At 35.6% G+C, this 21,542-nt stretch carries 19 protein-coding genes; 10 read left to right on the top strand and 9 right to left on the bottom strand.

The features are described 5' to 3' along the window. Nucleotides 1–11 precede the first annotated feature (11 nt). From ND855_RS13475 to ND855_RS13460, 4 genes are read left to right on the top strand one after another with little or no spacing between them, the layout of a single operon-like run. A complete protein-coding gene (locus ND855_RS13475) occupies nucleotides 12–614 on the top strand; it encodes a hypothetical protein (protein WP_407658717.1) in 603 nt (200 codons plus the stop codon). Continuing rightward, on the top strand, nucleotides 604–1,128 hold the full coding sequence (locus tag ND855_RS13470; protein ID WP_265358749.1) for a hypothetical protein: 525 nt from the start codon (nucleotides 604–606) through the stop codon (nucleotides 1,126–1,128). The genes ND855_RS13475 and ND855_RS13470 overlap by 11 nt, the downstream gene beginning before the upstream one ends. Beyond that, nucleotides 1,125–2,045: an alpha/beta hydrolase family esterase gene (locus tag ND855_RS13465; RefSeq protein ID WP_265358748.1), complete on the top strand. Its 921-nt coding sequence runs from the start codon at nucleotides 1,125–1,127 to the stop codon at nucleotides 2,043–2,045. Before ND855_RS13470 ends, ND855_RS13465 begins: the two co-directional genes overlap by 4 nt. Further along, nucleotides 2,042–2,746, top strand: a complete 705-nt coding sequence (locus ND855_RS13460; protein WP_265358747.1) for an SDR family oxidoreductase — start codon at nucleotides 2,042–2,044, stop codon at nucleotides 2,744–2,746. The genes ND855_RS13465 and ND855_RS13460 overlap by 4 nt, the downstream gene beginning before the upstream one ends. Before the next feature lie 5 nt (nucleotides 2,747–2,751). Here the strand turns inward: ND855_RS13460 and ND855_RS13455 are convergent, their stop codons facing one another. The 5 genes from ND855_RS13455 to ND855_RS13435 are packed head-to-tail and all read right to left on the bottom strand — an operon-like array spanning nucleotide 2,752 to nucleotide 7,760. Next, nucleotides 2,752–3,270 carry a Crp/Fnr family transcriptional regulator gene (locus ND855_RS13455; RefSeq protein ID WP_265358746.1) on the bottom strand — a complete coding sequence of 173 codons (519 nt, stop codon included), beginning with the start codon at nucleotides 3,268–3,270 and terminating at the stop codon, nucleotides 2,752–2,754. Then, nucleotides 3,260–3,694, bottom strand: a complete 435-nt coding sequence (locus ND855_RS13450) for a Crp/Fnr family transcriptional regulator (protein WP_100715671.1) — start codon at nucleotides 3,692–3,694, stop codon at nucleotides 3,260–3,262. Before ND855_RS13450 ends, ND855_RS13455 begins: the two co-directional genes overlap by 11 nt. Next, a complete protein-coding gene (locus ND855_RS13445; RefSeq protein ID WP_265358745.1) occupies nucleotides 3,694–5,628 on the bottom strand; it encodes an ankyrin repeat domain-containing protein in 1,935 nt (644 codons plus the stop codon). The genes ND855_RS13450 and ND855_RS13445 overlap by 1 nt, the downstream gene beginning before the upstream one ends. After that, nucleotides 5,625–7,190 carry a peptidoglycan DD-metalloendopeptidase family protein gene (locus tag ND855_RS13440; protein WP_265358744.1) on the bottom strand — a complete coding sequence of 522 codons (1,566 nt, stop codon included), beginning with the start codon at nucleotides 7,188–7,190 and terminating at the stop codon, nucleotides 5,625–5,627. The genes ND855_RS13445 and ND855_RS13440 overlap by 4 nt, the downstream gene beginning before the upstream one ends. A gap of 51 nt (nucleotides 7,191–7,241) precedes the next feature. After that, nucleotides 7,242–7,760: a helix-turn-helix transcriptional regulator gene (locus tag ND855_RS13435; protein ID WP_100726165.1), complete on the bottom strand. Its 519-nt coding sequence runs from the start codon at nucleotides 7,758–7,760 to the stop codon at nucleotides 7,242–7,244. A 116-nt stretch (nucleotides 7,761–7,876) separates the two neighbouring features. Between ND855_RS13435 and ND855_RS13430 the strand changes: the two genes are divergently transcribed. Continuing rightward, nucleotides 7,877–8,218: a hypothetical protein gene (locus ND855_RS13430; RefSeq protein WP_265358743.1), complete on the top strand. Its 342-nt coding sequence runs from the start codon at nucleotides 7,877–7,879 to the stop codon at nucleotides 8,216–8,218. Between the two features lie 15 nt (nucleotides 8,219–8,233). Here ND855_RS13430 and ND855_RS13425 read toward each other — a convergent pair whose 3' ends face one another. Genes ND855_RS13425 through ND855_RS13410 form a run of 4 tightly spaced genes read right to left on the bottom strand, consistent with a single transcriptional unit; the run spans nucleotide 8,234 to nucleotide 15,962 of the window. Then, entirely contained in the window at nucleotides 8,234–10,321 is a 2,088-nt protein-coding gene (locus ND855_RS13425; protein WP_265358742.1) for an adenylate/guanylate cyclase domain-containing protein, read from the bottom strand. Beyond that, the gene (locus ND855_RS13420) at nucleotides 10,318–14,055 is read right to left on the bottom strand and encodes an adenylate/guanylate cyclase domain-containing protein (protein ID WP_265358741.1); all 3,738 of its coding nucleotides are present in this window, start codon (nucleotides 14,053–14,055) and stop codon (nucleotides 10,318–10,320) included. Before ND855_RS13420 ends, ND855_RS13425 begins: the two co-directional genes overlap by 4 nt. Nucleotides 14,056–14,104: 49 nt before the next feature. Beyond that, on the bottom strand, nucleotides 14,105–15,103 hold the full coding sequence (locus ND855_RS13415) for an SPL family radical SAM protein (protein WP_265358740.1): 999 nt from the start codon (nucleotides 15,101–15,103) through the stop codon (nucleotides 14,105–14,107). After that, entirely contained in the window at nucleotides 15,096–15,962 is an 867-nt protein-coding gene (locus ND855_RS13410; RefSeq protein WP_265358739.1) for a nucleoside phosphorylase-I family protein, read from the bottom strand. Before ND855_RS13410 ends, ND855_RS13415 begins: the two co-directional genes overlap by 8 nt. A gap of 27 nt (nucleotides 15,963–15,989) precedes the next feature. On the opposite strand from ND855_RS13410, the gene ND855_RS13405 reads away from it, so the two are divergent. Genes ND855_RS13405 through ND855_RS13385 form a run of 5 tightly spaced genes read left to right on the top strand, consistent with a single transcriptional unit; the run spans nucleotide 15,990 to nucleotide 21,467 of the window. Further along, nucleotides 15,990–16,532: a glutathione peroxidase gene (locus ND855_RS13405; protein ID WP_291880796.1), complete on the top strand. Its 543-nt coding sequence runs from the start codon at nucleotides 15,990–15,992 to the stop codon at nucleotides 16,530–16,532. Next, nucleotides 16,516–17,391, top strand: coding sequence for a ChaN family lipoprotein (locus ND855_RS13400; RefSeq protein WP_265358738.1), 876 nt, complete (start codon nucleotides 16,516–16,518; stop codon nucleotides 17,389–17,391). The genes ND855_RS13405 and ND855_RS13400 overlap by 17 nt, the downstream gene beginning before the upstream one ends. 15 nt (nucleotides 17,392–17,406) lie before the next feature. Further along, complete coding sequence (locus ND855_RS13395) at nucleotides 17,407–20,010, top strand: transglycosylase domain-containing protein (RefSeq protein ID WP_265358737.1); 2,604 nt, start codon at nucleotides 17,407–17,409, stop codon at nucleotides 20,008–20,010. After that, the gene (locus ND855_RS13390; RefSeq protein WP_265358736.1) at nucleotides 20,011–21,000 is read left to right on the top strand and encodes a hypothetical protein; all 990 of its coding nucleotides are present in this window, start codon (nucleotides 20,011–20,013) and stop codon (nucleotides 20,998–21,000) included. Beyond that, a complete protein-coding gene (locus ND855_RS13385) occupies nucleotides 20,997–21,467 on the top strand; it encodes a hypothetical protein (RefSeq protein WP_265358735.1) in 471 nt (156 codons plus the stop codon). Before ND855_RS13390 ends, ND855_RS13385 begins: the two co-directional genes overlap by 4 nt. Nucleotides 21,468–21,542 lie beyond the last annotated feature (75 nt).

Below are 21,542 nucleotides of genomic sequence, written 5' to 3'. Positions count from 1 at the left end.
AGATGAAAAATATGAAGCTAAAGTTATTGTTTTTAATTCTGAATTTTTGTATTTCGTGTTCGGTCTTTTATTCAAGTGAAAGAAGAAAAATTGAATTAAACGAAGAAATCTACAACCGATCATTGAGTTATGAATTAATTGGTTGGGATGAAGAACTTGATAGAAGGCGTGTGACTTACATTTTATCTGCTTTAGAAAAATCAGGTAAATTTTCTTCTGTTCGGTATTACGATCAAACTAAGTCAGATTTCCACTTACAAATCATATTGGAGTCTAGTCCCAAGTTTAAATTTTTTTTGGGGGAATCAACAGAGCCTGTTTCGTATTTAGCGGAACGAAAACAAGACCGATTTTTATTGTATTTAGCCAACCGTTTTTTAGCAGTTAGTACTTTCTTTATTGTTCCAGACATTGATCGAGATGATGATTATCTTTTATTTCGACTCAAAAAAAACGGAAAAATAGAAAGAGAATATAGATATCCAATGGAGTCTTATCGTGTTTTTGGTTGGGTCTCTATTTTATTTATGTGGGTAGATGACAGAGACCAGTGGAAATCTATTTTAACGGAAAAAGTTTCAGAGTTTTTAGGAGATGCAAAACATGACCTTTAATTTGAAAAAAATTCTAATCTTAGTTCCTGTTTTGATCTTTATAAATTGTGCTGCATTTTCCGATCCAGTCACATCCAAAAATCGTAACAAACTTAAAATTGAAGAAAAGAAAATCAGGCTTCTATTTACTGGATTTTATCGATATGAATCGGAGAAAGAAATTATTTTAGATTATATCAATAAACAGGGATTAATCGAAGACCAGTCTTCCTCGGATTGTTTGGAAGTGATATTACAAAAAAAAGATCCTAAGTATCAATATCCTTTCTTACATAAATTACAGTTTCTTCTTACATTTTTTTCAGGTGGTATTTTTCCATCCCATATTCGGACAGAACAGTCACTTACTTTCCGTTATTCGCGATCGGATGAAATTCTTTTTGAAAATGAATATTCCGTAGGTATGGACCAATGGAGAGGAATTCCTGTAGTTCTTTTGATGATTACCAATTGGCCAAACCGAATTTACAAAGAACAACTTCTTGAGGTAACCAAATTGGAGATGGCTCAATGAAACTTTATAAGTTAGGGATTTTTTGTCTTATTACATTATTTTCTTGTATGGGTTACTTTTATAAATTAAAACCCAATGAAAAAAATGATTACTTTCAATTGAATGGAGTGAAAAGAACATACACAGTACATTACCCCAAAAATTGGAATGGTTTGCCCATACCGATGTTAGTTGCACTCCATGGTAGGTTCGGAACTGGGATTACAATGATGAAACAAACTAAGTTAAACGAAGTTGCAGATTCAAAAGGATTTATTGTAGTTTTTCCTGATGGATACAAAAGAAGTTGGGCAGATGGAAGAGGTAACACTCCTGCTGATGAGAATTCGATCAACGATGTTGTATTTATAGAGTCGATTGTAAAACGTATGGTTGCAGAGGGTTCGGTTGACGAACGTTATGTGTATTTAGTTGGTCATTCCAATGGTGGTTTTATGGCCCAAAGATTAGCGATTGAAAAATCGGAACTGTGGAGAGGGGTCATGAGTGTTGCAGCTCAAATTTCCGTGGCTCTATTAAAATCAAAACAGAAATATAATACGGTGCCAGTTTCTGTAGCCATTATGGCTGGCACCGAAGATCCATTAGTTCCATTTAGTGGTGGTTATGTAAAAGATGGTAAAGAAATTCTTTCCGTTTTGGATAGCATCTTAAGATGGAAGGAATGGAATCGTTGCGAAGATAGTGTGAACAAATCGACTAAGGATTTTGTGGAAGATGGAAACAATATTCAGATTCAATTTGAAAGATTTCACAAATGTGCAAATAACAAGATTGTTGAATTGATTCAATTGAATGGTCTTGGGCATAGTTGGCCAGGAGAGACAACAATGCTTCCATTTATCAACCAGGGAAAAACAACTAAGGTAATTGATGCTTCCTTATTAGTATGGGAATTCATGGAAAGTTTAAAATGAAAAAGGTAGCTGTAGTAACAGGAGCATCACGAGGCATTGGTCTTGCGATTGCAAAAGTTTTACTCGGAATGGACTTTATAGTATATGGAATTTGTAGGCATCCTGAAAAGTGCCAAGAGCGAAACGAGAATTTTCATTTGCTGAAAGGTGATTTAAGTGATCCAAATTCGATCCCAAAGATCCTAAACTTGATTCCTGACAAGGAACGGATTTCATTGTTAATCCATAGTGCGGGGATTGCATACTTTGCACCAGTGGAAGAATTATCTCCTGAAAAAATAGTAGAAATGGTGCAAGTTCACCTGACTTCCTCTATGATTTTGACAAGTGTTCTCACTCGTACATTGAAAAAAAATGAGGGTAGAATTATCTTCATTGGATCAATTTCAGGAAATGAAATATCGCCATGGGGAAATGTTTATGGTTCTCTAAAAGCTGGAATCCATCAATATGCTCGGCTATTATTTGATGAACTTCGCAAATATTCAGTGAAGGTACATTTGGTAATACCTGATATTACAAAAACAGATTTTTATAATCATTTGAATATAGAACCAGATCAAGACCCAAAGTCATATTTGTTACCTGACCAAATTGCTAATGTGATTAAAAATTTAATCTTGGATCTATCTGGGATTATTGTTCCTGAAATTGTTGTTAGGCCAGAAGTATTTAAAATTAAAAGAAAAAAATTCAATTAATAAAATCATTCACCAATTGATTGTGCATCATCTGTGAATGTTTCTAAAGGTACTCCGCCTTGATTCTCGTCATTCGAATCGGAACCAGTATTGGAGACAGATGGTACAACTTTGGAAATCATTGAGTCTTCATCTTGTTTTCTTTTGATCGCTCTAATTTTTCCATCTGTTTCATATAATCTTTCGATTACTTTTTTCAGTAATAAAAATAAAAATTCAGGACTTTCCTGACTCATTTGCACAAAAGTAGTTCGATTGATAATGCCAAGTTTCGCCGATTCAGATACAACAACAATTGATGCTGCCCTTGGACTATTGTTGATGATAGCCATTTCGCCGAAAAATTCGCCAGGTAATATACTTCTTAGTTTGGTATGTTTGCCTTCAATTTGTTTGTAAATATCTAACTGGCCTTCAAACAAAAAGAACATAGCACCATTCGAAGGAACTCCTTCCTTAAAAAGGACTTCTCCTCTTTTGATATTGATCATACTAAGTTTGGCTAGAGATTCTTTAAGTCCCATCACTCGCCTCTGTTAGATCTTTTAACTTTTGTTCAGCTTCGATTAGCCTTTCTACATAAGTTTGTAATAGTGCATAGACAAACATTGGATTTGAATTTGCAATTCGAATTAGATTTTGTTTATCGAGAATTCCTAACTGTGCTCTATCGGATTCGATGAATACCGTCATTGCTCTGGGATGTGCAGAGATAAGTGCAATCTCTCCAAAAAACTCTCCTGTGGAAAGTTTTCTCACTTCATGAAAATTTCCTTGGTCAGGAGCACCCATTCCTACAGACAAAGTACCACTTAATATAAAATACATTTTCTCATTTGATGGATCACCTTCTCTCACGATGATCTCACCTCGTTTGAATGTCTTTGTTGGGACTGTATTAACGAAGTCGAATATGTTGATACGATTATCTTTTTTAGGAATGGACATTAAAGACCGCGATAAATTTCTAAGAGTTCTGGAATTTTTTTCTCATCAGCATAATCCAATGCAGACTTGCCATTTTTATCTTTTAGCTTTGGATCTCCGCCATTTAGAACAATGACTTTTGCCAATTCCAAAATAGGATCACTTTTACCAGGATCAAATTGAATTGCTAGTTCGGAAAGTATAGTTTTCCCTAATTTATCTTGTTGGTTGAGGTTCGCACGTCTTTCGACTAGGAATAGTACTAACTTTTTAAATAATTCAATTTGATTGGAATCTTTTGCATTTAAAAACTTTTGAATTGCTTTGTTTAGTATCGAAAGTCCATTATTGTCTGTTAGGTTTGGGTCAGCTCCCATGGTCAACAGTGTTGACATCGTTTCGATTCGATTTCGATTGAGAGCAATATGAAGAGCACTTAACCCTCGTTTGTTTTTTGCATTTGGGTTCACTCCTTTGCTAATCAATAACTTAAGAGTTTCATCAACAAACTTTTGTTCTTTTTTATCAACCTCTAATTTACAAACAGTAGTGATTAGATTTTCATCTTCATCGTTTAGTATTAATAAATTTGCACCATTGGATACCAGTAGTTTAAACGCTTCAGCATCTTTTCTTTCGATAGTAGAAAAGATTAAACCCACTCCATCTTTCAGTTGATGGTTTGGATTTGCTTTCTTTGATAAGAGGAGTTTAGCGATATTTAATTGTTTGTTATCTAAAGCAAGTGACAATGCAGTTTCATTTGTTTTTGCATTTATGATATCAACTGGAACTCCTTTTTTCAAGAGGAGGTCAACGATTTTGATTCCAGGTTTTCTAGAAGCTAAATGGATGGGTAAGTAACCTGAAAGATTGGGTGTTTGTATCTCTGCATTTTTTTCAATCAATAACTCTGCAATCGCCCATTTGGAACTTTCAATGGCTTCTTCCAGTGGGTTTTTATTCGTTGAAAGTGTTTGGTTTGGATTTGCACCTGCATCTAACACTAGTTTCAATAAATTTGAATCGTTTTTAGTTAAAGCGATTTCAAACAGTGTTTTTCCATTAGTGTTTTTGGAATCAACATTCAGTCCTTTTTTGATTAATAAATTTGTAACAGCTAGGTTTCTTTTTTCAACTGAATAAAATAATAAAGACTCACCTTCAGGTGTTTTGGTTTGGACATCTGCTCCTCGGTTTAATAAGGATTCTACTCCCGCCGTGAATCCTTTTTCAATCGCAAATACGATGGGCCGAATGGACTTTGTATCTTCCGCATTTGGATTGGCATTTGCATCTAAGGCAAGAGTAAGTAGTTTTATGTTTCTTTGTTCAATTGCTACAAAGATAGGAGTACGACCTGTTAAATCAGGTAAATTGATATCAGCACCATTTTGTAAAAGAAAGTTGATAGAATCTATTTTGTTTTTTTCAAATGCCAAATAAATGGGTGATTTTCGTGGATTGTTTCTGAGATTCACATCTGCTTTACTTTCCACAAGTAACTTCTGAACAGCCAAGTTTGATTTTAAGATAGCAACATGAAGTGCGGTATTTCCATCAGCATCATACGCATTTAAATCTGCACCTTTTTCAACCAATGTTTTGATTTGGTTTGTGAATTTGGATGTAACAACATAATGTAATAATGTTTTTCCAGAAAGATCACGTTTGTTTAAATCAGCACCCTGGTTTAATAAAAACTCAAATTGTTTTGTTCGATTTTTTTCAACTGCTAAAATGAGGAGTGATTTCCCAGAATCGTCTGAAGCATTGATGTCTCCACCATTTGTCACTGCGTTTTCAAATTCCTTTTGATTTCCCTTTAATAGAATTTGCACCATATCAAAACTAGGTGAAACTTCTGGTGAAGTCGGCATCGGTTCTTCCGCAAACAGATAAGGTTGAAACGATAGAATCAGAATGAAGAAAATAAGATTTAATTTAGATTTCATTTGGGTAAATATGCTCCTGGATCCAATGCTTGTTGGTCTGGGCCTTTCCTAACTTCAAAATGGAGATGAGGACCTGTTGATTTTCCAGTGTTTCCTACTAAGCCAATGATATCGCCTGAGCGGACTGTGTCACCTTCTTTTACCTGCCTGTCACTCTGATGTGCATAATAGGTGTAGATGTTATTCTTATGGCTAATGATCGTTAACATCCCATAACCACCGCTAGTTGTAATTGTTCGCCATACCTTCCCATCACTCACAGCTTTGATTGGTGTACCTACTGGAGCGGGTAAATCAATACCTGAATGGAAGGCGCCAATTTTGCCAGTTACAGGATCTACGCGTGTTCCGAAACTAGATGACACATAGCGGTCGTTATCTACAGGAATCTGAAAGTATTTTGAGATATCATCAGTATCAACGAGAGGACCACGTTCCTTGGAAACAAATCCTCCAAATACCCAACCTTCCCACTCATCATTCCAGTTGACGTAGATCCATTTTGATCGAACTCCACCAATGGTTTCGATATCCTTTTTTGTATCTAAAATTTTAAGTTTTTCATCACCAGGGATTGAAGTAACGACAGAACCGTATTCGTTAGGTTCATCTCTCATTCGTAAATTTGTAGATCTAACAAAACGTTTATCTCCAACTTTTAAATCATCTGGATTTTCTTGTGGAAATGAAATTTCTCCTGGTTGAACTTCATATGAGACAACTTCTGAGTTACTTAAGTATCCACCGAAGACCCAACCATTGCCATAAGCAGAAGAAACTTGGTGCCAGCTGGAAGTGATTCCGTCGATAGTTTCTTCATTGGATGTGGAACTCTGAACGGTCACTTTGATTCCTTTCGGTAACCTTGCGATTACATAACCGTTCACATCGGGTTCTCCTCTCATGTTTAAGGAACTAGCGTTTACCCACAGTTCTTTACCTTTTTTAGAGTCCGTATAACTGGGGCTAGCTGGTTCTGTAGTGATTCTAGAAGGTATTGAAGATACATCTAAAGTGAGACCTTCTGTATTTCTAGATTTTAAGGCTGGTTTTGTTGGTTGTAATAAGTCTTGGGTAGTATATCCTTCTTGTTTTGCTTTTGTTCGAACCAATACCCAATGAGAACCTTCTTTTTTTTCTGTTACGTCTTGTTTTAAAACTAAAACTACTTCTAAGGGATCTCCTTTTTTTACCTTAATTTGCGAACGTGCATTAGGTTGTCCATTTGGTTCGAGTTGTAAATAAAAATGATCAGATGCAATCGCACTGATGGATTTGGATTTTTTATCAGCGGCTCCTGGTGCATTGTTATGGTCTGAAATCCCTTCTGCTAATTTTAAATCAATGGGAGAAGAGGAAATTTTAAGTCCAGGGAATCTGCTTTGTACTTTCGAAACAAAGTCGTTATACTTTTGCAGAATTTCCTCTTGTTTTTTTTGATTGGTTTTGATAAGACCAGACTGTCTTTGTTGATCACGGTCTTCTAATTGTGATTGGGACCAAAGGGAAATGTTACATAATACAAATAAGGATGTGTATAAAATTACGTTTCGATTTTTCATAAAACAAACCTAAAATAACCAAAAAGAATCACCTTGGTCAAGGTTTTTTGTTTAGTCTTCTTCAGGTAAAAGAGGAGTCAGGAAAAAAGAAATAAATTCCAGTTTCCCTCTCATAGAAGATTTTTCGTAGATAGAGGCGGTTTGGTTTTCGATTGTCCTCAGACTTTTTTTCCTAACAGCAGCGATTTGTTTTTGGGAAAAACCTCTTAACAAAAGAATAGCAATCTCTGTTTCCGCGTCTGTTAAATTCCATTCTAACATTTGGGCCTTTGCTTCCGCCCAAAATCCTATTTCAGGATTTTTTAAAATTCGATTGGTTCTTTTTAAGTCATGGATCTGTGTTTTTGCCTGTTTATTTTCCACGGCTTCTTTTTTGAGTTCTTTGTATAAGATAAAAACAACAAGGAAAGAAGAAATGGCAATGAATGATTCTATGGTTGCGATGATAACTCGAAATCGGTCGAAGTATTCAGGTGGTTTTGTAAGAGTGTATATTTCTTCAATGATCCACACAATTAATGAAATCACATAAAATACCAAAAAAAGGATACGTATGGTGCGAGTTTCCATCTATTGATTCAACTTCATACTTCTCTAATGTAGAATCAAGTATGTTTCATAGGTAATTCCCACATTTGCGGTTTTCCTCTATTGGAAAAGTTGAAAATGTATGCGATTCTATCGACATGAAACGTTTGTTCTTTGCAATTTTTTTATTGGGAATTGGCCTTACTTTTGGCAATTGTTCCAATACAAAAAGTTCTGAAACACGGTTGCAATGTATGGATCGGTGTGTGAAGGAACAATACATTTGTGCCATTGCACTTGCTCCCCAATTAAACAATCCAGTTGCGACTACAACATCTTGTATTACCTTGTATGTAATTTGTTATGAAAAATGCCCAGTCGCTTCGACACGTACAACCACAACAACTAGTAATCGACGTTCTTCATCGAGTTCCAGTTCAGGGAATCGAGGAGGTAGCTCTTCTAGTGCTAACTCAAGCTCTGCAACGGGTGGTTCGTAATGAAGTGGAATCTGATCAAGAACCAGTTTGACGGTAGATGATTTTTGCACCGATCTGCAAATTTTTATATAAATCTAAAAAGATTTGGTTGGGAACCATTCCTTCTGGATCTCTTGAAAATTCAGGGCGCAAACGTTTTAAGAAATACATCCCCATTTCCCCTTTGTTTTTTGCTTTGACCTTACCACGATATTCACATTCAAAAAATCGTTTCACTTTATCATAAGTAGTCTCTGATAAATTGATTTCACCGGCATCACTAGAACTTTCCATCCTGCTTGCAGTATTCACTGCATCGCCCCAAACATCATAAGCAAATTTTGATTTACCAACAACACCTGCTACTACAGGACCCGTGTGGATACCAATTCGAATTTCCCAGAAATCTTGGCCTAACATTTGTTTGAAGGAACGAATTTGTGTCATAAATGATTTGATTTCCATGGCAAACAAACATGCATCTACGGGGTGAGTGAAATTTCCTTGTGGAATTCCACCAGCAGCCATATAAGAATCCCCAATTGTTTTTAATTTTTCAAAATTATGCCTTACTGCTATATCATCAAATTGGGAAAAACATCCATCTAATTGTTCAATCAAATCTTCTGGTGACAATGATTCAGCTGCTTTAGTGAAGTTTTTGAAATCAGTAAATAATATACTTACGGATTCGTATTCCATAGGAACAACCTCTCCGCGTTCAATGAGTTCATCTGCTAAATCACCAGGAAGTATGTTTCGAATGAAGTGAATTGTTTTTTCTCTCTCTTTTTCCAAATCTCGGCGTAGATTTGCATTGTGTATTGCACCCGCAACTTGTTCACAAAAGGAAATGATTTCTTGGAATTCAATTTGTGTCCAAGGATTTTCTTTTGTTAGGCGAGTCACACATACTATTCCAATGGTTTGGCCTTGGACAACAAGTGGTACATGTCCAAAAATTTCTAATTTAAAACTTTCAACAATTGAGGTATCGATTGGTGTTAGTTCTTTCCATCGAGATGATTTTTTGAGATAAATAGGTTTTTGTTTTTGATAGGACCGATAAAGGGAACCGATAGATGGAATCAATTTCGGACGGAATGTTCTTAAAAAATTTGTGACGAGTAAACCTTTGTTAAAGACTTCAGCACCTTCCATGAGAGGGACTAATGTATTGGATTTTGGATCTACTAATAAGATAAAACCTAATTCAACACGGTGATTGGCTTTTAAATAACTAAAAACTTCCCTTGTGATATCTTCGATTTCAGAATAGGAATTAATTTTTCGGTTGAATTTGTGAAGGTTTTCCAGTTTCAAACGATTGGATTCTATATTCTCTTTTTCTTCTTGGATTTTGGAGTTTACTGTTTTTAGCTCATCAAGAAGATACCCGGTTTCAATTGTGCCTGCAATGTAATCGGCTATGATTTTGATTTGGTTGAGTTGTTGTTCATTTAATAAAAATATACCTGAATAATCTAATAAATCCAAAGTTCCAATGAATTTATTACGTAGGTAAAGTGGGACAATGAGAAGTGATTTTAAATTTGCAGATTTTTTATTCTCAAGTTCCACACCTTCTGTTTTATAAGTTTCAAAGTCTTCAATATAAAAACTTCTTTTTCTTTTTCGAACATACGCGTGTGCATACGTAGTTACATAAGAATCAGAAACTGGGATAGTCCTTCCCATGATCTCTAATTTTACCGTCTCTGAAAGTTCTTCTGGAAAGTTACTGTGAAAAAACTCTAAGGCATCTAATTCTTTTTTATAAACATATAAAAGATAATGTGGTACTTTGAATTTCTCTCTGATGTAAAAACCAAGTATTCTCAGAACATCTTTTAAGTCAGTAGCTGAGTTAATTTCTCTTAAGAGACCATCGAGATCAGAAAGTTGGCCATAAGAATCAACAAGTTTGTTCGAAAATTCTTCTGACTGTGTTTTTGTTGAGAGTAGTTCTTTTTCTTTTTCTTCTAATTCCTCATTCAGCAATTGAATTTTGGATTTTAAAACAGTAACGGTATTTTGGTTTTCTTCATTTTGTTTGTATAATTTAGTGATTCCATATAGAATTCCTAAAAATAAAAAACCAATCAGATAAATAACATAGATCATTTGATTAGGATTTTTGCTCCCCGTTTTTGTTGGGTATATAACCTTTCAAATTTATCGTTTGGAAGGATTCCTGAATCGTCTGCTAAATCTGATTTTAATGCCAACAATTCGTAAATAGGGAATTGTTCCCCTTCGTAAGTATTGATCATTCTTTGGTTGTCGATATGGAACAATCGTTTCACTTTGTCCATTGTTTCTTGTGAAATATTGATCGATACGCCGACTCCACCACGTCTGATGGCTTGTGTTTGTGTAACTGTTTTTCCCCAAACATCATAATTGAATTTTGATTTTCCAATCACTCCCGCAACAACAGGCCCTGAGTGAATTGCAATGGTGATGCCATTTGGTTTGAATGGAATGTCTTTAAAATCTTCCATCATACGAATCACTTCGTTTTTGATTTGTAAGGCAGCAAGGCAAGCATCAACTGCGTGAGTAAAATTCCCGACAGGTAAACCACCGGCAGCTAAATACATATCCCCAGTCATTCTTAATTTTTCCATTCCCTTTGTTTTGATGATCTCATCAAATCGAGAGAAATATAAATCGAGACCTTCAATCAATTCTTCTGGTGTGAGTTGTCCTGTAATTTGAGAGAAACCAGGAAAACTTGTCATGAGTAAGGTTACATTTTCAAATTCAACTGGATTTACTCTTCCTTTCTTTTGCAGTTCTTCTGCTACGTTTTTTGGGAGGATGTTGAGTAAAAGAGAGTCGGATCTTTGTTTTTCTTCTTCAATTTTTTTAAGTAAAAAGTGATTGTTGATGGCACTTGCTATGTGTTCCGAAACACCCACGATGGAATCAACTTCTTCACTGGTAAAATGGATGGTTTCATCATTGATTCCATACATGGCCATTGCCACAACTTCATCGTTATTCACTAAAGGAGAAATTAAAAAGCCCTTCATGCCAGATTTTTCAGTAATTTGTTTGTCAATTTGATAAGGCATTGATTTGGGAATATGTTTCATGTAAAAATGTCTTTTTCGTAAGTAACATTTATAAACAAATCCACTTTCTTCTTTCAGAGGGAACCTTAGGGTTTTAAAAAAATTCACATTTTCATCATTTAACAAATCAAAGCCGGAATGGTTTAAATAACGAAACTCATTGAATTCTTTGTCGAGAAAATACAATACACAGTTTTCAATTTTATAATTCTTGCGAATGAACCCAAAAATTTCGGCAAGAATATTTTCTAAGTTATTTTGAGAGTTTATCGTTTTCGCAAACTCATTCATTTTTTGAATTTCTGCTTTTGCTCTTTCCGATTTTTTTCGTTCATCTTCCGTTAATTGGAGTAATAGTGAATTTTGAATTGCACCTGCGATTTGGTCACAAAAACCAGATATACGTCTTAGTACTTCACGAGTTACTTCCATTGGTTTTTGGTAAGATGTAAAATAGGCAATTCCTATCACTTCGTTTTGTACAACAAGAGGCACCGCTATAAAAGAAGTTAAACTTAATTTTGAGAATATTTGTTCATCTAACTCTGATTCGTAAGTCTTTGGAGGTTTGGGAACAAATAGTGTTTTTTTACGCAAATACGTTTTATATATGATTCCTCCTCTTTCATTTAATGGAACTCGAAATGATTTTGCGAAGTGTAATTGTTCTTCTGTTGCATAAATTGGAATCGTGGTTTTGTAAGTATACAGTTCTCTTTTTTTAGGATCGATTAATTGTATGAGAGTCGCTTCAATTTCGAAACTCTTTAATATATAATCAAACATCTCATCTATGATTTGAGACAAACTAGATTCAGAGTTTATTTTTTTAGTGAATTCATTGAGTTTGACAACTTCGTTTTTGGCATCTTCCATTTGCAAACGAGCGTTATCTGCGATGAACTTTTCTCGGTTCATTTCTTCCACGAGAATGGAATTAGTTACTGCTGTAGCGATGTTTTCGGCAGTATTTTCAACTAATTGTAATTGAGCTTTCGAAAAACTAGATCCTTTTTGTTCGCTGAAAATTGCCAACATCGCTATGACTTTCCCTTGTGAACTCAAAGGGATGATCATTCCTGGGTTTTTTCCAATCAATTGGATGAATTTTTGATTGGATTCATTTAAACGAGATTCCCAAACTTTAGCAAATCGAAAGGGTCGATTCCGTTTATAAACATGGTAAAACAAACCAGCACTTGGATCTAATGGGAAACTGACACCACGAAATTTTGATTCAAGTTGTAATTCGGATGTGGAAGAAACTAAAGCTTTGTGGTATTGGAGTTTACCGTTTTCAGAATCGACAAGTAAAAGAATCATCGAATCACAAAATACTTCTTCTTTTAAATAATCGAAAGCTTTGTTAAGGATACTATCTAACTCAAGTGATGTGTTGAGTGTTTTTGCAAATTCATTGAGTCTTTCAATATTCGCTTTTGAAACTTCTAATTCTTTTGTCCTTTCAACAACGATATCTTCTAATCCATCTTTTAAGATATTGAGTTCTTTATTTGAAATTTCTAAACTTTCTTTTAGTTTTTCGATCGATAAATAGGCTCTTGTGAATCCATAAGACAAAATATACCCTTGGAACAAAATAAAACCTAAAAATCCAAATGGTGTGATATTCATCGTATTGATGATATTGTTTTGGTATAAAATATCGTGTACGACGGTGCCAAAAACAAAACTAAAACCAATGAGAGATAAACCTGCTCCGACAGTATCGGAACGATAGGCCATGATGATAGCAATGGTAATGCGAACACAAACGAGTATGAGAAAAATTTGAAAATAATGGATTTGTGAAGTAAATACAGAGACTGGTAAAAACAAAGAAACTAAAAATGGAGTGATGAGGGTATAGAGGACATACATTGTCCGTTGCCCCACCGTTTTAGGGAAAACCAATCGATAGAAGTATGCAAAAACAATGGTCGATATGTAAATCGTCGCAAATTCCAATCGAATGAGAGCAGACATCGGAAGAGATGGAATGATGTCCAAAATATTCCTCTCACCGATCGTGAGAAGGCGCATAACAATGAGTAAACTAAAAAGTGCGATGAACAAACTAGCCTTGTCTTGCCTGCGCATGAGAAACAAACCCAAGTGATACAACGCCCAGAGAAAGATACTACCTGCTAAGAAGGAAGTGATTTGGTAACTGCGATTGACTTTGTCGTATAACTTACGTCTTTCGCCAATTTCCATACTTTCCCAAAATCCGCCTTTCGAATAATGGAAATTGGATATTTCATACACAATTTCGGTTTCTCCAGAAACGGGTTCGAGATCGACTAAGATGGATTTGTAAGAAGGTTCAAAATAATTTGGATTGATTCCAAAATTACCTTGTTCCACAACCAATTTCCCATTGATGTACATTCGGTACGCAGAGGAAAGATCCAGATTGTGAAATGCTAGAGTAGGTGTGTTTTCAGGAAAAATTACTTTTAGTTTATATGTCGCATATCCATATCCACCAAGCGTTTCACCAAACCAATCCACACCTTTCCAATTCGATGGAACCACTTGGTAGATGAACTTAGGTTCTTTTCCTAGTTCTTTTTCGATTTGAATGCCACTTAAAGTCTCTTTCCAATAAAATTCCCATTCACCATCCAAGTTGATGTTTCCATCACGAAGGAAATCCCATGAAGATAAGTCGATTTTTCCTTTCTCAGCAATTGGTTTGTTCCGATTGACTTCTCCACAGGAAAAAATGGAGAAGAGAAGGCAAAATGATACAACCAAATGAAACGTTTTCTTCATAGTTAGGCTACACAGCCTATGAGAACGAAAGGAAATGGAAAGGAAAAATTTAAGGATAACTCAGATTTATTTGAGAAGGATCAAAATGTTTCTCTAAGGAAGGGACCATTACGTTTATGATCTCATCTGTTTCTTCATTTGAATACGAAACAATTTTGTCTTTTTTTTCAAATGGATGAAATAAAATGGAAGAGTCCTTTCGTTTGTCAGTGATCTGTTTTAAAAAATCGAGATTCATACGAAACCCTCCCACACTGAGTTCACTGATCCCTTCTGGATTTAGTTCTTTCCCTAATGTTTCGGCTAACGATTGGTAATGGAATTTCCAATCAGGAATTCTAAGGACTGGATCAATACAAACTCTTACTTTCCATCCAGCTTCGATTGTTTTTTGCATCGTTTTGATCCTAGCTTGTAACGAGGGAGTTCCATGTTCAATCGTATCGATGACAATTTGCGGGCTGATTGTCCATGCAAGGATGATGTTTGGGTTTGGTGTTAGATGGGCAATAGATTGAAAATTTGTAGATTTTGTTCGGATTTCCAGGGTTAAATTTGGTTCCGTTGAAGCAAATTGGATCCAACTTTTTGTTGCAGGGAAAAATGATTCCAATGCCAACAAATCTGTGTCATACGAAAGTGCCAAATACAAAGATCCATTGATATCCAAGAACTTTTTTGTTTCAGTAAAAAAATCTTCCCAATTCACAAATAACACGAGATTTGCGGAAGGAAACATTCCTTGTAAGTAACAATACTCACAATCATAAATACAATTGAGTGCTAAAGTATTATAGTAAAAATGTTTGTGAGAAAAGTTAGGTGAAAAGTCACTTCCTGGGTATAAAAAATGATCTTTTTTTTCGGCTAATACCAGTTTGGGTGATTGTTTTTGGATTCGAAAGTTTTGTGAATTACGATTAAAACTGTCCTTATAATGCCGAATGGGAATTTTGATCGCATTTGGAAATTTGGATAGGATTTCCTGGGTTCGAAAGTGATCAGCTACTGTTTCCTCAATATAAATATGTGAAAATGATTTAAACATGGAGTTGTTTTTTCCAATCCTCCACAAATGCTTTCACTTCCGATTTCGATTTGATTTTTGGAACCATTTCTAAGTTGGGCAGTGGAATGTTTGTGTTTGGATAACGCAAAAAATAAAATCGTAATGATTTTTTAAGATCATGTTTCATGGTTTCTGTTAGGCGTAGTTCTTTCACTTCTTTCCAAATGTCTGGCCAAATTTTTGATTCAAATGGATCATCCGTCACCCAAGGAAGAGGGTTAGTCCATTCAAAGAATAATGGCTCCATCACATTTGCTAATATGGATTCGACAGTTTCTGGTTTGCAAAAATTCCCTTCTAAATGATCAGAGATGACTTTCCCAATCGATATGTTTTCCAATGGAAAATAAAGGGATGCCGCTTCAAAAAATCCAGATCCTTCCATATCAACAAGTGATACCGATTGTAAATCCGTTTCGCTCAAGATTTGGAACTGGTTCGCTGTTGTGGTTTTGGCAATGGGACGATCAAAGGTTGTAAGGTTTGTTTCCATACCAAATACAGATTTTGTGATCCTTTCTGGATAATAGTCCTTCCCAGTGGCAAAGTCAGTGATTTTATGAATCCAAAAGAATTCACCAACCTTCCAATTTGGTTGGTTGGAACCAGCAATTCCTAAATTCCAAACTTTCATTTTGTCTCGTTCTTCTTTTGGCAAAAGGTGTGCCAACTCGGAAACGGCAAGTGCCATTGCCATTTTTCCAATGCCTGAAATGATGATGTACATAGAATCATTTTTGTAGATTCGAAATTTACCAGAGTGGTGGACTGGTTTTGCATTTGTTTTTTGGATCCAAGGTTTTGCTTCAGAAAGAACTGCAAAAAACAATGATGGCATAGTCTAAAATTGGAGGAGGGGGTCCTAATGCAAAGAAAAGTTTTGTTTGCTATTTTTCTATTTGTTGGATTGAATCTGTATGCTGGAGGAAAAAAAATGTCATTTCATAATTTAAAATCTGTAACCATCCAAGGAAAGGAAATTTCTCTAGGTGATTATAAAGGGCATCCAGTTCTTGTTGTGAATGTAGCATCTAAATGTGGTTATACGCCACAATATGAAGGATTGGAAAAACTCCATCTCACATATAAAGAGAAAGGATTAAAAGTGATTGGTTTTCCTTCCAATGACTTCGGTGGACAAGAACCAGGTACGGAAGCTCAAATTGCAGAATTTTGTAAGCTTAACTTTGGGGTCAGTTTTGATCTAATGAAAAAAACAAAAGTTCTGGGAAATGACAAAGATCCAGTGTTCCAATTTTTAACAGAGAATGCGAAGGAAAAAGGTGATGTAAAATGGAACTTCGAAAAATTTCTCATCGATAAAAATGGAAATGTTGTGAATCGATTTCCATCTTCCACTAAACCTGAAAGTGTTGAATTGAAAACAGCCATTGAAAGTATTTTATAAGAGAACATTCTCTTGCTTTTTATATTCGTTTTTTGTGTTTGGTTTGTTTGGGCAAACAAGTCCTAACAACCTAAATATCATACGAACCAAAACTTCTGAATCCGTTTCCTTAGATGACATCATTAGGGAAACTAAACAATATGATGTCATCGTACTTGGTGAAGAACATGATAATCAAGAATTACATCGGTTTTACGAAGGATTCTTGCGAAAATTATATGCAATAGAAGTGGTCAGTTTATCACTAGAAATGTTGGAAAAAGACCAACAATTCATTGTGGATGAATACCTCAACGGAACCATTTCAGAGTCTCAATTTTTAACATCCATCGTACATTGGAAAAATTTCAAAACGGATTATTTGCCTCTTGTCAATCTAACAAAAGAATATCAATGTAAGGTGGTCGCCGCAAATCCCCCACGTAGGTATGTAAATTTGATTTCCAAAAAAGGTCTTTTAGCTTACCGAGATTTTTCACCTACTGCATTAACCTTTTTGCCACAAGCCTACACCTTAGAAAAATATCTCACAAAAGAATACAAACAAAGGTTAACTGATCTTTTTGGAGGTATTGAACATTCAAACCAACATAAAACCAATCTCCAGTATATGATACTAGGCCAAGCCACTTGGGACCAGGGTATGGCGGAGGCCATTTCCTCCGAAATCCATAAATCTGGCAAAAAAGTGGTCCATTTGAATGGTCGTTTTCATTCCGATCGTAATGGCGGAGTAGTGTCTAGGTTACGAGAAATGGGCCATTCTGTGTTGGTTTTATCCGGGTTTCCCAAGGGAAAGGAAGAGGAATCAGATTTTGTGAAAATCGCTGATTTTGTAATTTTAACAAACGACCGATAAGAATAGGGAGAACCTATGTCGGCACTTTCTCCCAAATACCTTTGTCCTCATTGCCAAAAAGCATCTCGTTTGCCGGAACCGATTCCAAAAGAAGGTAAGTTTCAACTAACGTGCGCTCATTGTGCAGAAAAAGTTGTATTAAATTTTGTCGATTATCGATTTGAAATTGTTCAAATTCTTCCTAGTCCAAAAGAAGATCTTAAACAATCTTACCAAAGTTTTAAAATACCAGTTCCCAGTATCTCTGATTCTATTAAAGATTCTTCAACCAGAAAAACTCCCAGTGGAAAACCAAAACCTTTTTTCGAAAAGAGAGTAGTTTGGGAAAAAGAACCAAAAAAGGAAAATGTAAAATTTAATACCAATCCATTACGTTTGACTCGAAAAAACAATAATACACGAAAGAATCCATCTCCGTTTTCTTATTTGCGTGTCGCTTTTACAGTCACATCGATCCTTTTGTTTTTATTCATTGTTAGTTTCTCTTATTTTGTCGCAGGTGTGCTTGCGACCAAAAAAGAAGTTCCCATGTATTTGGAAACTTTGTCCAAAAATATTCCAACAAAAATATTGGATCGAAATGGACAAGTTGTCAGTGAAATTTTCCAAAAACGTACTTCTACACTAAGCTTACAAGATTATCCAGAAGATATGATTTCTATATTATTAAATATAGAAGACCAAAAGTTTTTTTTCCATGGTGGGATTGATTATTCAGCCATCTTACGTGCTTTTTTCAAAAACATTGTCAATCTAAGTTATAAACAAGGTGCATCCACTATCACGCAACAGTTAGCAAGGATCATTTTAGATGATAGACGTAAAAGTTTGAATCGTAAATGGAGAGAAGCACAACTTGCGTTTGCCTTGGAATCAGTCTTAACAAAAGAACAAATTCTCGAAACCTATATGAACCATGTTTATTTAGGCCATGGTGCTTTTGGATTTGGAGAAGGGATTAAATTTTATTTCCAAAAAAATCCAATGGAATTATCGAAGGAGGAGATGGTATTACTTGCTTCTCTACCTTCAGCACCTAACAAGTATTCGCCATTAAAAAACCCTGAAGATTCATATACGCGTGTTAGAGCAATACTAAATATGTTTCGCAATCGCGGCATTTATCCTAATTTGGATCGAGATAAGTTTGTTAGTTTTTATCATAATTTATCCACTAGGTCTCCAAATGAAACTGTATTTGGCTCTCGTCATGACATTGCTCCGTATGTGACTGAACATGTGCGTGCCATTTTGTCTTCGATTGAAGGGGAAAAAAACATTTATGAAAGTGGCGGATACACGGTTGAAACAACACTCGATCGAAATGCCCAAGAATTGATTGGTCCCATTGTAAGGGAATACTTAGCCAAAAACAAACGTTCTGGAAAAATTCAGAAGAGACGAGTACGACTAAAACCAGAATCATCTCTCGACCTTGCATTTCGCCAAAAGATGGAAGAGATATCACTTTTGAATGAAATGGTATGGAATCCCGATCATTTAGAAGGGGATAAGGACCAAACTGTTATCCAGGCAGCCATTGTCGGAATACAACCTAATACTGGACAGGTTTTATTTTTACATGGTGGTGATGAATTTAATTCTTCGAACCAGTTTAATCGAGTTACCCAGATGCGAAGGCAAACTGGTAGTTCCATTAAAGCTGTATTATATGCTTCTGCCATTGATTCTGGTTCCATTCATGCAGGCATGAGAATCTTAGATGCACCTTTGTACTACCGAGGGGGTGGAGGTAAGGAATGGGCTCCTGAAAATTTAGGGGGAAGTTTTGATGGAGAAATTTCACTACGCACGGCTCTTGTTAAATCCAAAAATACAGCTGCAGTACAAGTAGCAGAAAGACTAGGTAGTTCTGGGATAGAAAAGTATTTTACCAAATTCTTTTTTCCAAACGAAACAGAGAAAAAAAATAGATTCCGCGGTGATCTTTCATTAGCTCTTGGTACACTTGAGATTTCACCGTTAGAGATGGCTTCTGCGTTTACTAGTTTTGTGAACCAAGGTACTATCAAACGACCTTACTTAATCCAAAGGATTAAAAATTCTAAAGGCAATGTCCTCTACGAAGTGGGCGGAAGTGATGAGTTTAAATTAAAATTACCTGAAGAGAGGCAGGTGATTCGGCCCGATACTGCTGAAGTAATGATATCATTATTACGGGATAGTGGTAGAGCAAGTGGCGTACGAAACGGTGGTTATACGGGAGACCTAATTGGTAAAACTGGAACCACAAATGATTATAAAGATGCATGGTTTGTCGGAGCAAGACCAGATATATCTCTTGCGGTTTGGGTTGGTTATGACAATCCAAAATTTGGGATGGGACCAAGTGGTCTTGGTGGGGCAGTGGCCGCTCCTCTTTGGGGTGAGATTCTTGCCACAATCGATAAAAAAAGTATCTTACCAAAAACACAATTTAGTTTGCCAGTGTATGCAAAACCTTACAAAATTTGTACATTATCGGGAAAACAAGCATCACCAACTTGTCCGAGTACACAAGAATTGTATTTATCTGATTATCCACCGGAAGGCCCGTGTGCAGAAGATCATAAATCTACTTCCTCAGATCACAAGGATTTAATGAAAGGATTGTATTAATTGTACCAATTGTTGAAATTTCAAAGTTTAGTATTCGCCTTTGTATTATATGTTGGTAGTTGTTCAGTATCTGGGATATTATTTCCCCTTTTCGCAAATGGTGCATACGAAGAAGCGTATGAAATGGAACAATCAAATACTTTGTTTGCGATTCCCTTATATGAAAAAGCACTCAGTCAAAAACCTAGTGGTAAATTACAGAAAGCAGTTGTTTCTCGTTTATTCTTTCTGTATAAAAAACATTCAAAGTTATTAGATGCTTTATTTTTAGGAAGTCGTTTCCCCTCGCATATTCCATCAAAAGATCGGTCATGGATTTGGAACCAACTTGCTGAAATTTATAAACCAATCAGTGTTTCCGAATTATCTTCCACATATGTTTTATCTTCAAAGGCAAACCTAGAGAATTCGAGTGAATTGCGAGAGTATTTGAAACTACGAAATTTGCCAAAATTATATGAATTTTCTTCCATACTCTTATTAAAACGCAAACAATACAAAGTGATTTTATCTCTTTACGAAGAAAATCCTGGTATGTTTCTTACACCATTATTCATCGGAATTTCTGAATTAAAATTAGATACAGAGCAAGGAAAAGAATTCTTAAAAAGAATTTTAACAGATTCTGACAAAGAACGATCAGACCAAGAAAAATCTGATATATTGTATTTAATGGGAGTCCATTACCGACATTCCAATGAACATGAGTTATCTGCTCGTTATTTTCGAATGAGTGGTAGTTTTTTTGCAAAACCTAGAGCTGATTTAGAAGCAAGTAAATCTCTAGTGTTACAAGGAAAAACAAAAGAAATGTGTTCTACATTTAAATTTTTTGTATCTCCATTTGATGAGATCGAAACTCTCCTTCATTATCATTGTTCTCCCAATGGTGCACAATCAACACGACCAATTTATGCAAGCATTCGAATTCTCGCTGAACGAGAGGGAAACGAATTTTTAAACGTGTTGTATCCAAAGGATAGTTTATGAACCAATTGAAAGAAAAATTATTTCAGATCGGTATTTCATTCTTCTTTCTTTTGATTACCTTACCTGTATTATCAAATTTCCTTGTCACTCCTGACGAAATTCTAAAGTTAGAGTTCCAAACAGGTGTTAGGAGCCAGTTACGCTTTTGCAAACAAAATCCCATCCAAGTGTATGGAAGAAATCCAATAGGAAACCAATTGAATTGTTTTTCTGTTCTTGAGGGAGAAGTAGGGTTGGAATCTTTTTTTACAGAAGAGATAACAGACCTAACAGAAACGCAGTGGGCATTTTATGATTCCATGGGAAAACAAGTTTTCCCTACAGTCGTTTGGGAAGGTATGGAACCAATGGTTTTTGTTTCCATGGTTCGCTCCAAACGAGGACAATTTGGGGTTCAAGTGCAAAAGAAAAAGGATGGAGCTTATTACTTCTACCGAACGAAAATTTCGAGTTGGGTGATTCCTTAAGGGTCAGCTTTTTATGAATGCTTCGCGGGGTCGCAGACGATCTCCTCTATTCGAATCCTTCAGTTTGGTGTTAGT

Origin of the sequence: Leptospira paudalimensis (assembly GCF_026151345.1) — a bacterium.
Taxonomy (GTDB): Bacteria; Spirochaetota; Leptospiria; order Leptospirales; family Leptospiraceae; genus Leptospira_A; species Leptospira_A paudalimensis.
Note: the sequence above shows the minus strand (reverse complement) of the source record. Positions and strands in the feature narration are given on the sequence as shown.

Coding starts and splice junctions, on each gene's coding strand:
- ND855_RS13475 (WP_407658717.1), top strand. CDS start 12: ATGAAGCTAAAGTTATTGTTTTTAATTCTGAATTTTTGTATTTCGTGT.
- ND855_RS13470 (WP_265358749.1), top strand. CDS start 604: ATGACCTTTAATTTGAAAAAAATTCTAATCTTAGTTCCTGTTTTGATC.
- ND855_RS13465 (WP_265358748.1), top strand. CDS start 1,125: ATGAAACTTTATAAGTTAGGGATTTTTTGTCTTATTACATTATTTTCT.
- ND855_RS13460 (WP_265358747.1), top strand. CDS start 2,042: ATGAAAAAGGTAGCTGTAGTAACAGGAGCATCACGAGGCATTGGTCTT.
- ND855_RS13455 (WP_265358746.1), bottom strand. CDS start 3,270: ATGGGACTTAAAGAATCTCTAGCCAAACTTAGTATGATCAATATCAAA.
- ND855_RS13450 (WP_100715671.1), bottom strand. CDS start 3,694: ATGTCCATTCCTAAAAAAGATAATCGTATCAACATATTCGACTTCGTT.
- ND855_RS13445 (WP_265358745.1), bottom strand. CDS start 5,628: ATGAAATCTAAATTAAATCTTATTTTCTTCATTCTGATTCTATCGTTT.
- ND855_RS13440 (WP_265358744.1), bottom strand. CDS start 7,190: ATGAAAAATCGAAACGTAATTTTATACACATCCTTATTTGTATTATGT.
- ND855_RS13435 (WP_100726165.1), bottom strand. CDS start 7,760: ATGGAAACTCGCACCATACGTATCCTTTTTTTGGTATTTTATGTGATT.
- ND855_RS13430 (WP_265358743.1), top strand. CDS start 7,877: ATGAAACGTTTGTTCTTTGCAATTTTTTTATTGGGAATTGGCCTTACT.
- ND855_RS13425 (WP_265358742.1), bottom strand. CDS start 10,321: ATGATCTATGTTATTTATCTGATTGGTTTTTTATTTTTAGGAATTCTA.
- ND855_RS13420 (WP_265358741.1), bottom strand. CDS start 14,055: ATGAAGAAAACGTTTCATTTGGTTGTATCATTTTGCCTTCTCTTCTCC.
- ND855_RS13415 (WP_265358740.1), bottom strand. CDS start 15,103: ATGTTTAAATCATTTTCACATATTTATATTGAGGAAACAGTAGCTGAT.
- ND855_RS13410 (WP_265358739.1), bottom strand. CDS start 15,962: ATGCCATCATTGTTTTTTGCAGTTCTTTCTGAAGCAAAACCTTGGATC.
- ND855_RS13405 (WP_291880796.1), top strand. CDS start 15,990: ATGCAAAGAAAAGTTTTGTTTGCTATTTTTCTATTTGTTGGATTGAAT.
- ND855_RS13395 (WP_265358737.1), top strand. CDS start 17,407: ATGTCGGCACTTTCTCCCAAATACCTTTGTCCTCATTGCCAAAAAGCA.
- ND855_RS13385 (WP_265358735.1), top strand. CDS start 20,997: ATGAACCAATTGAAAGAAAAATTATTTCAGATCGGTATTTCATTCTTC.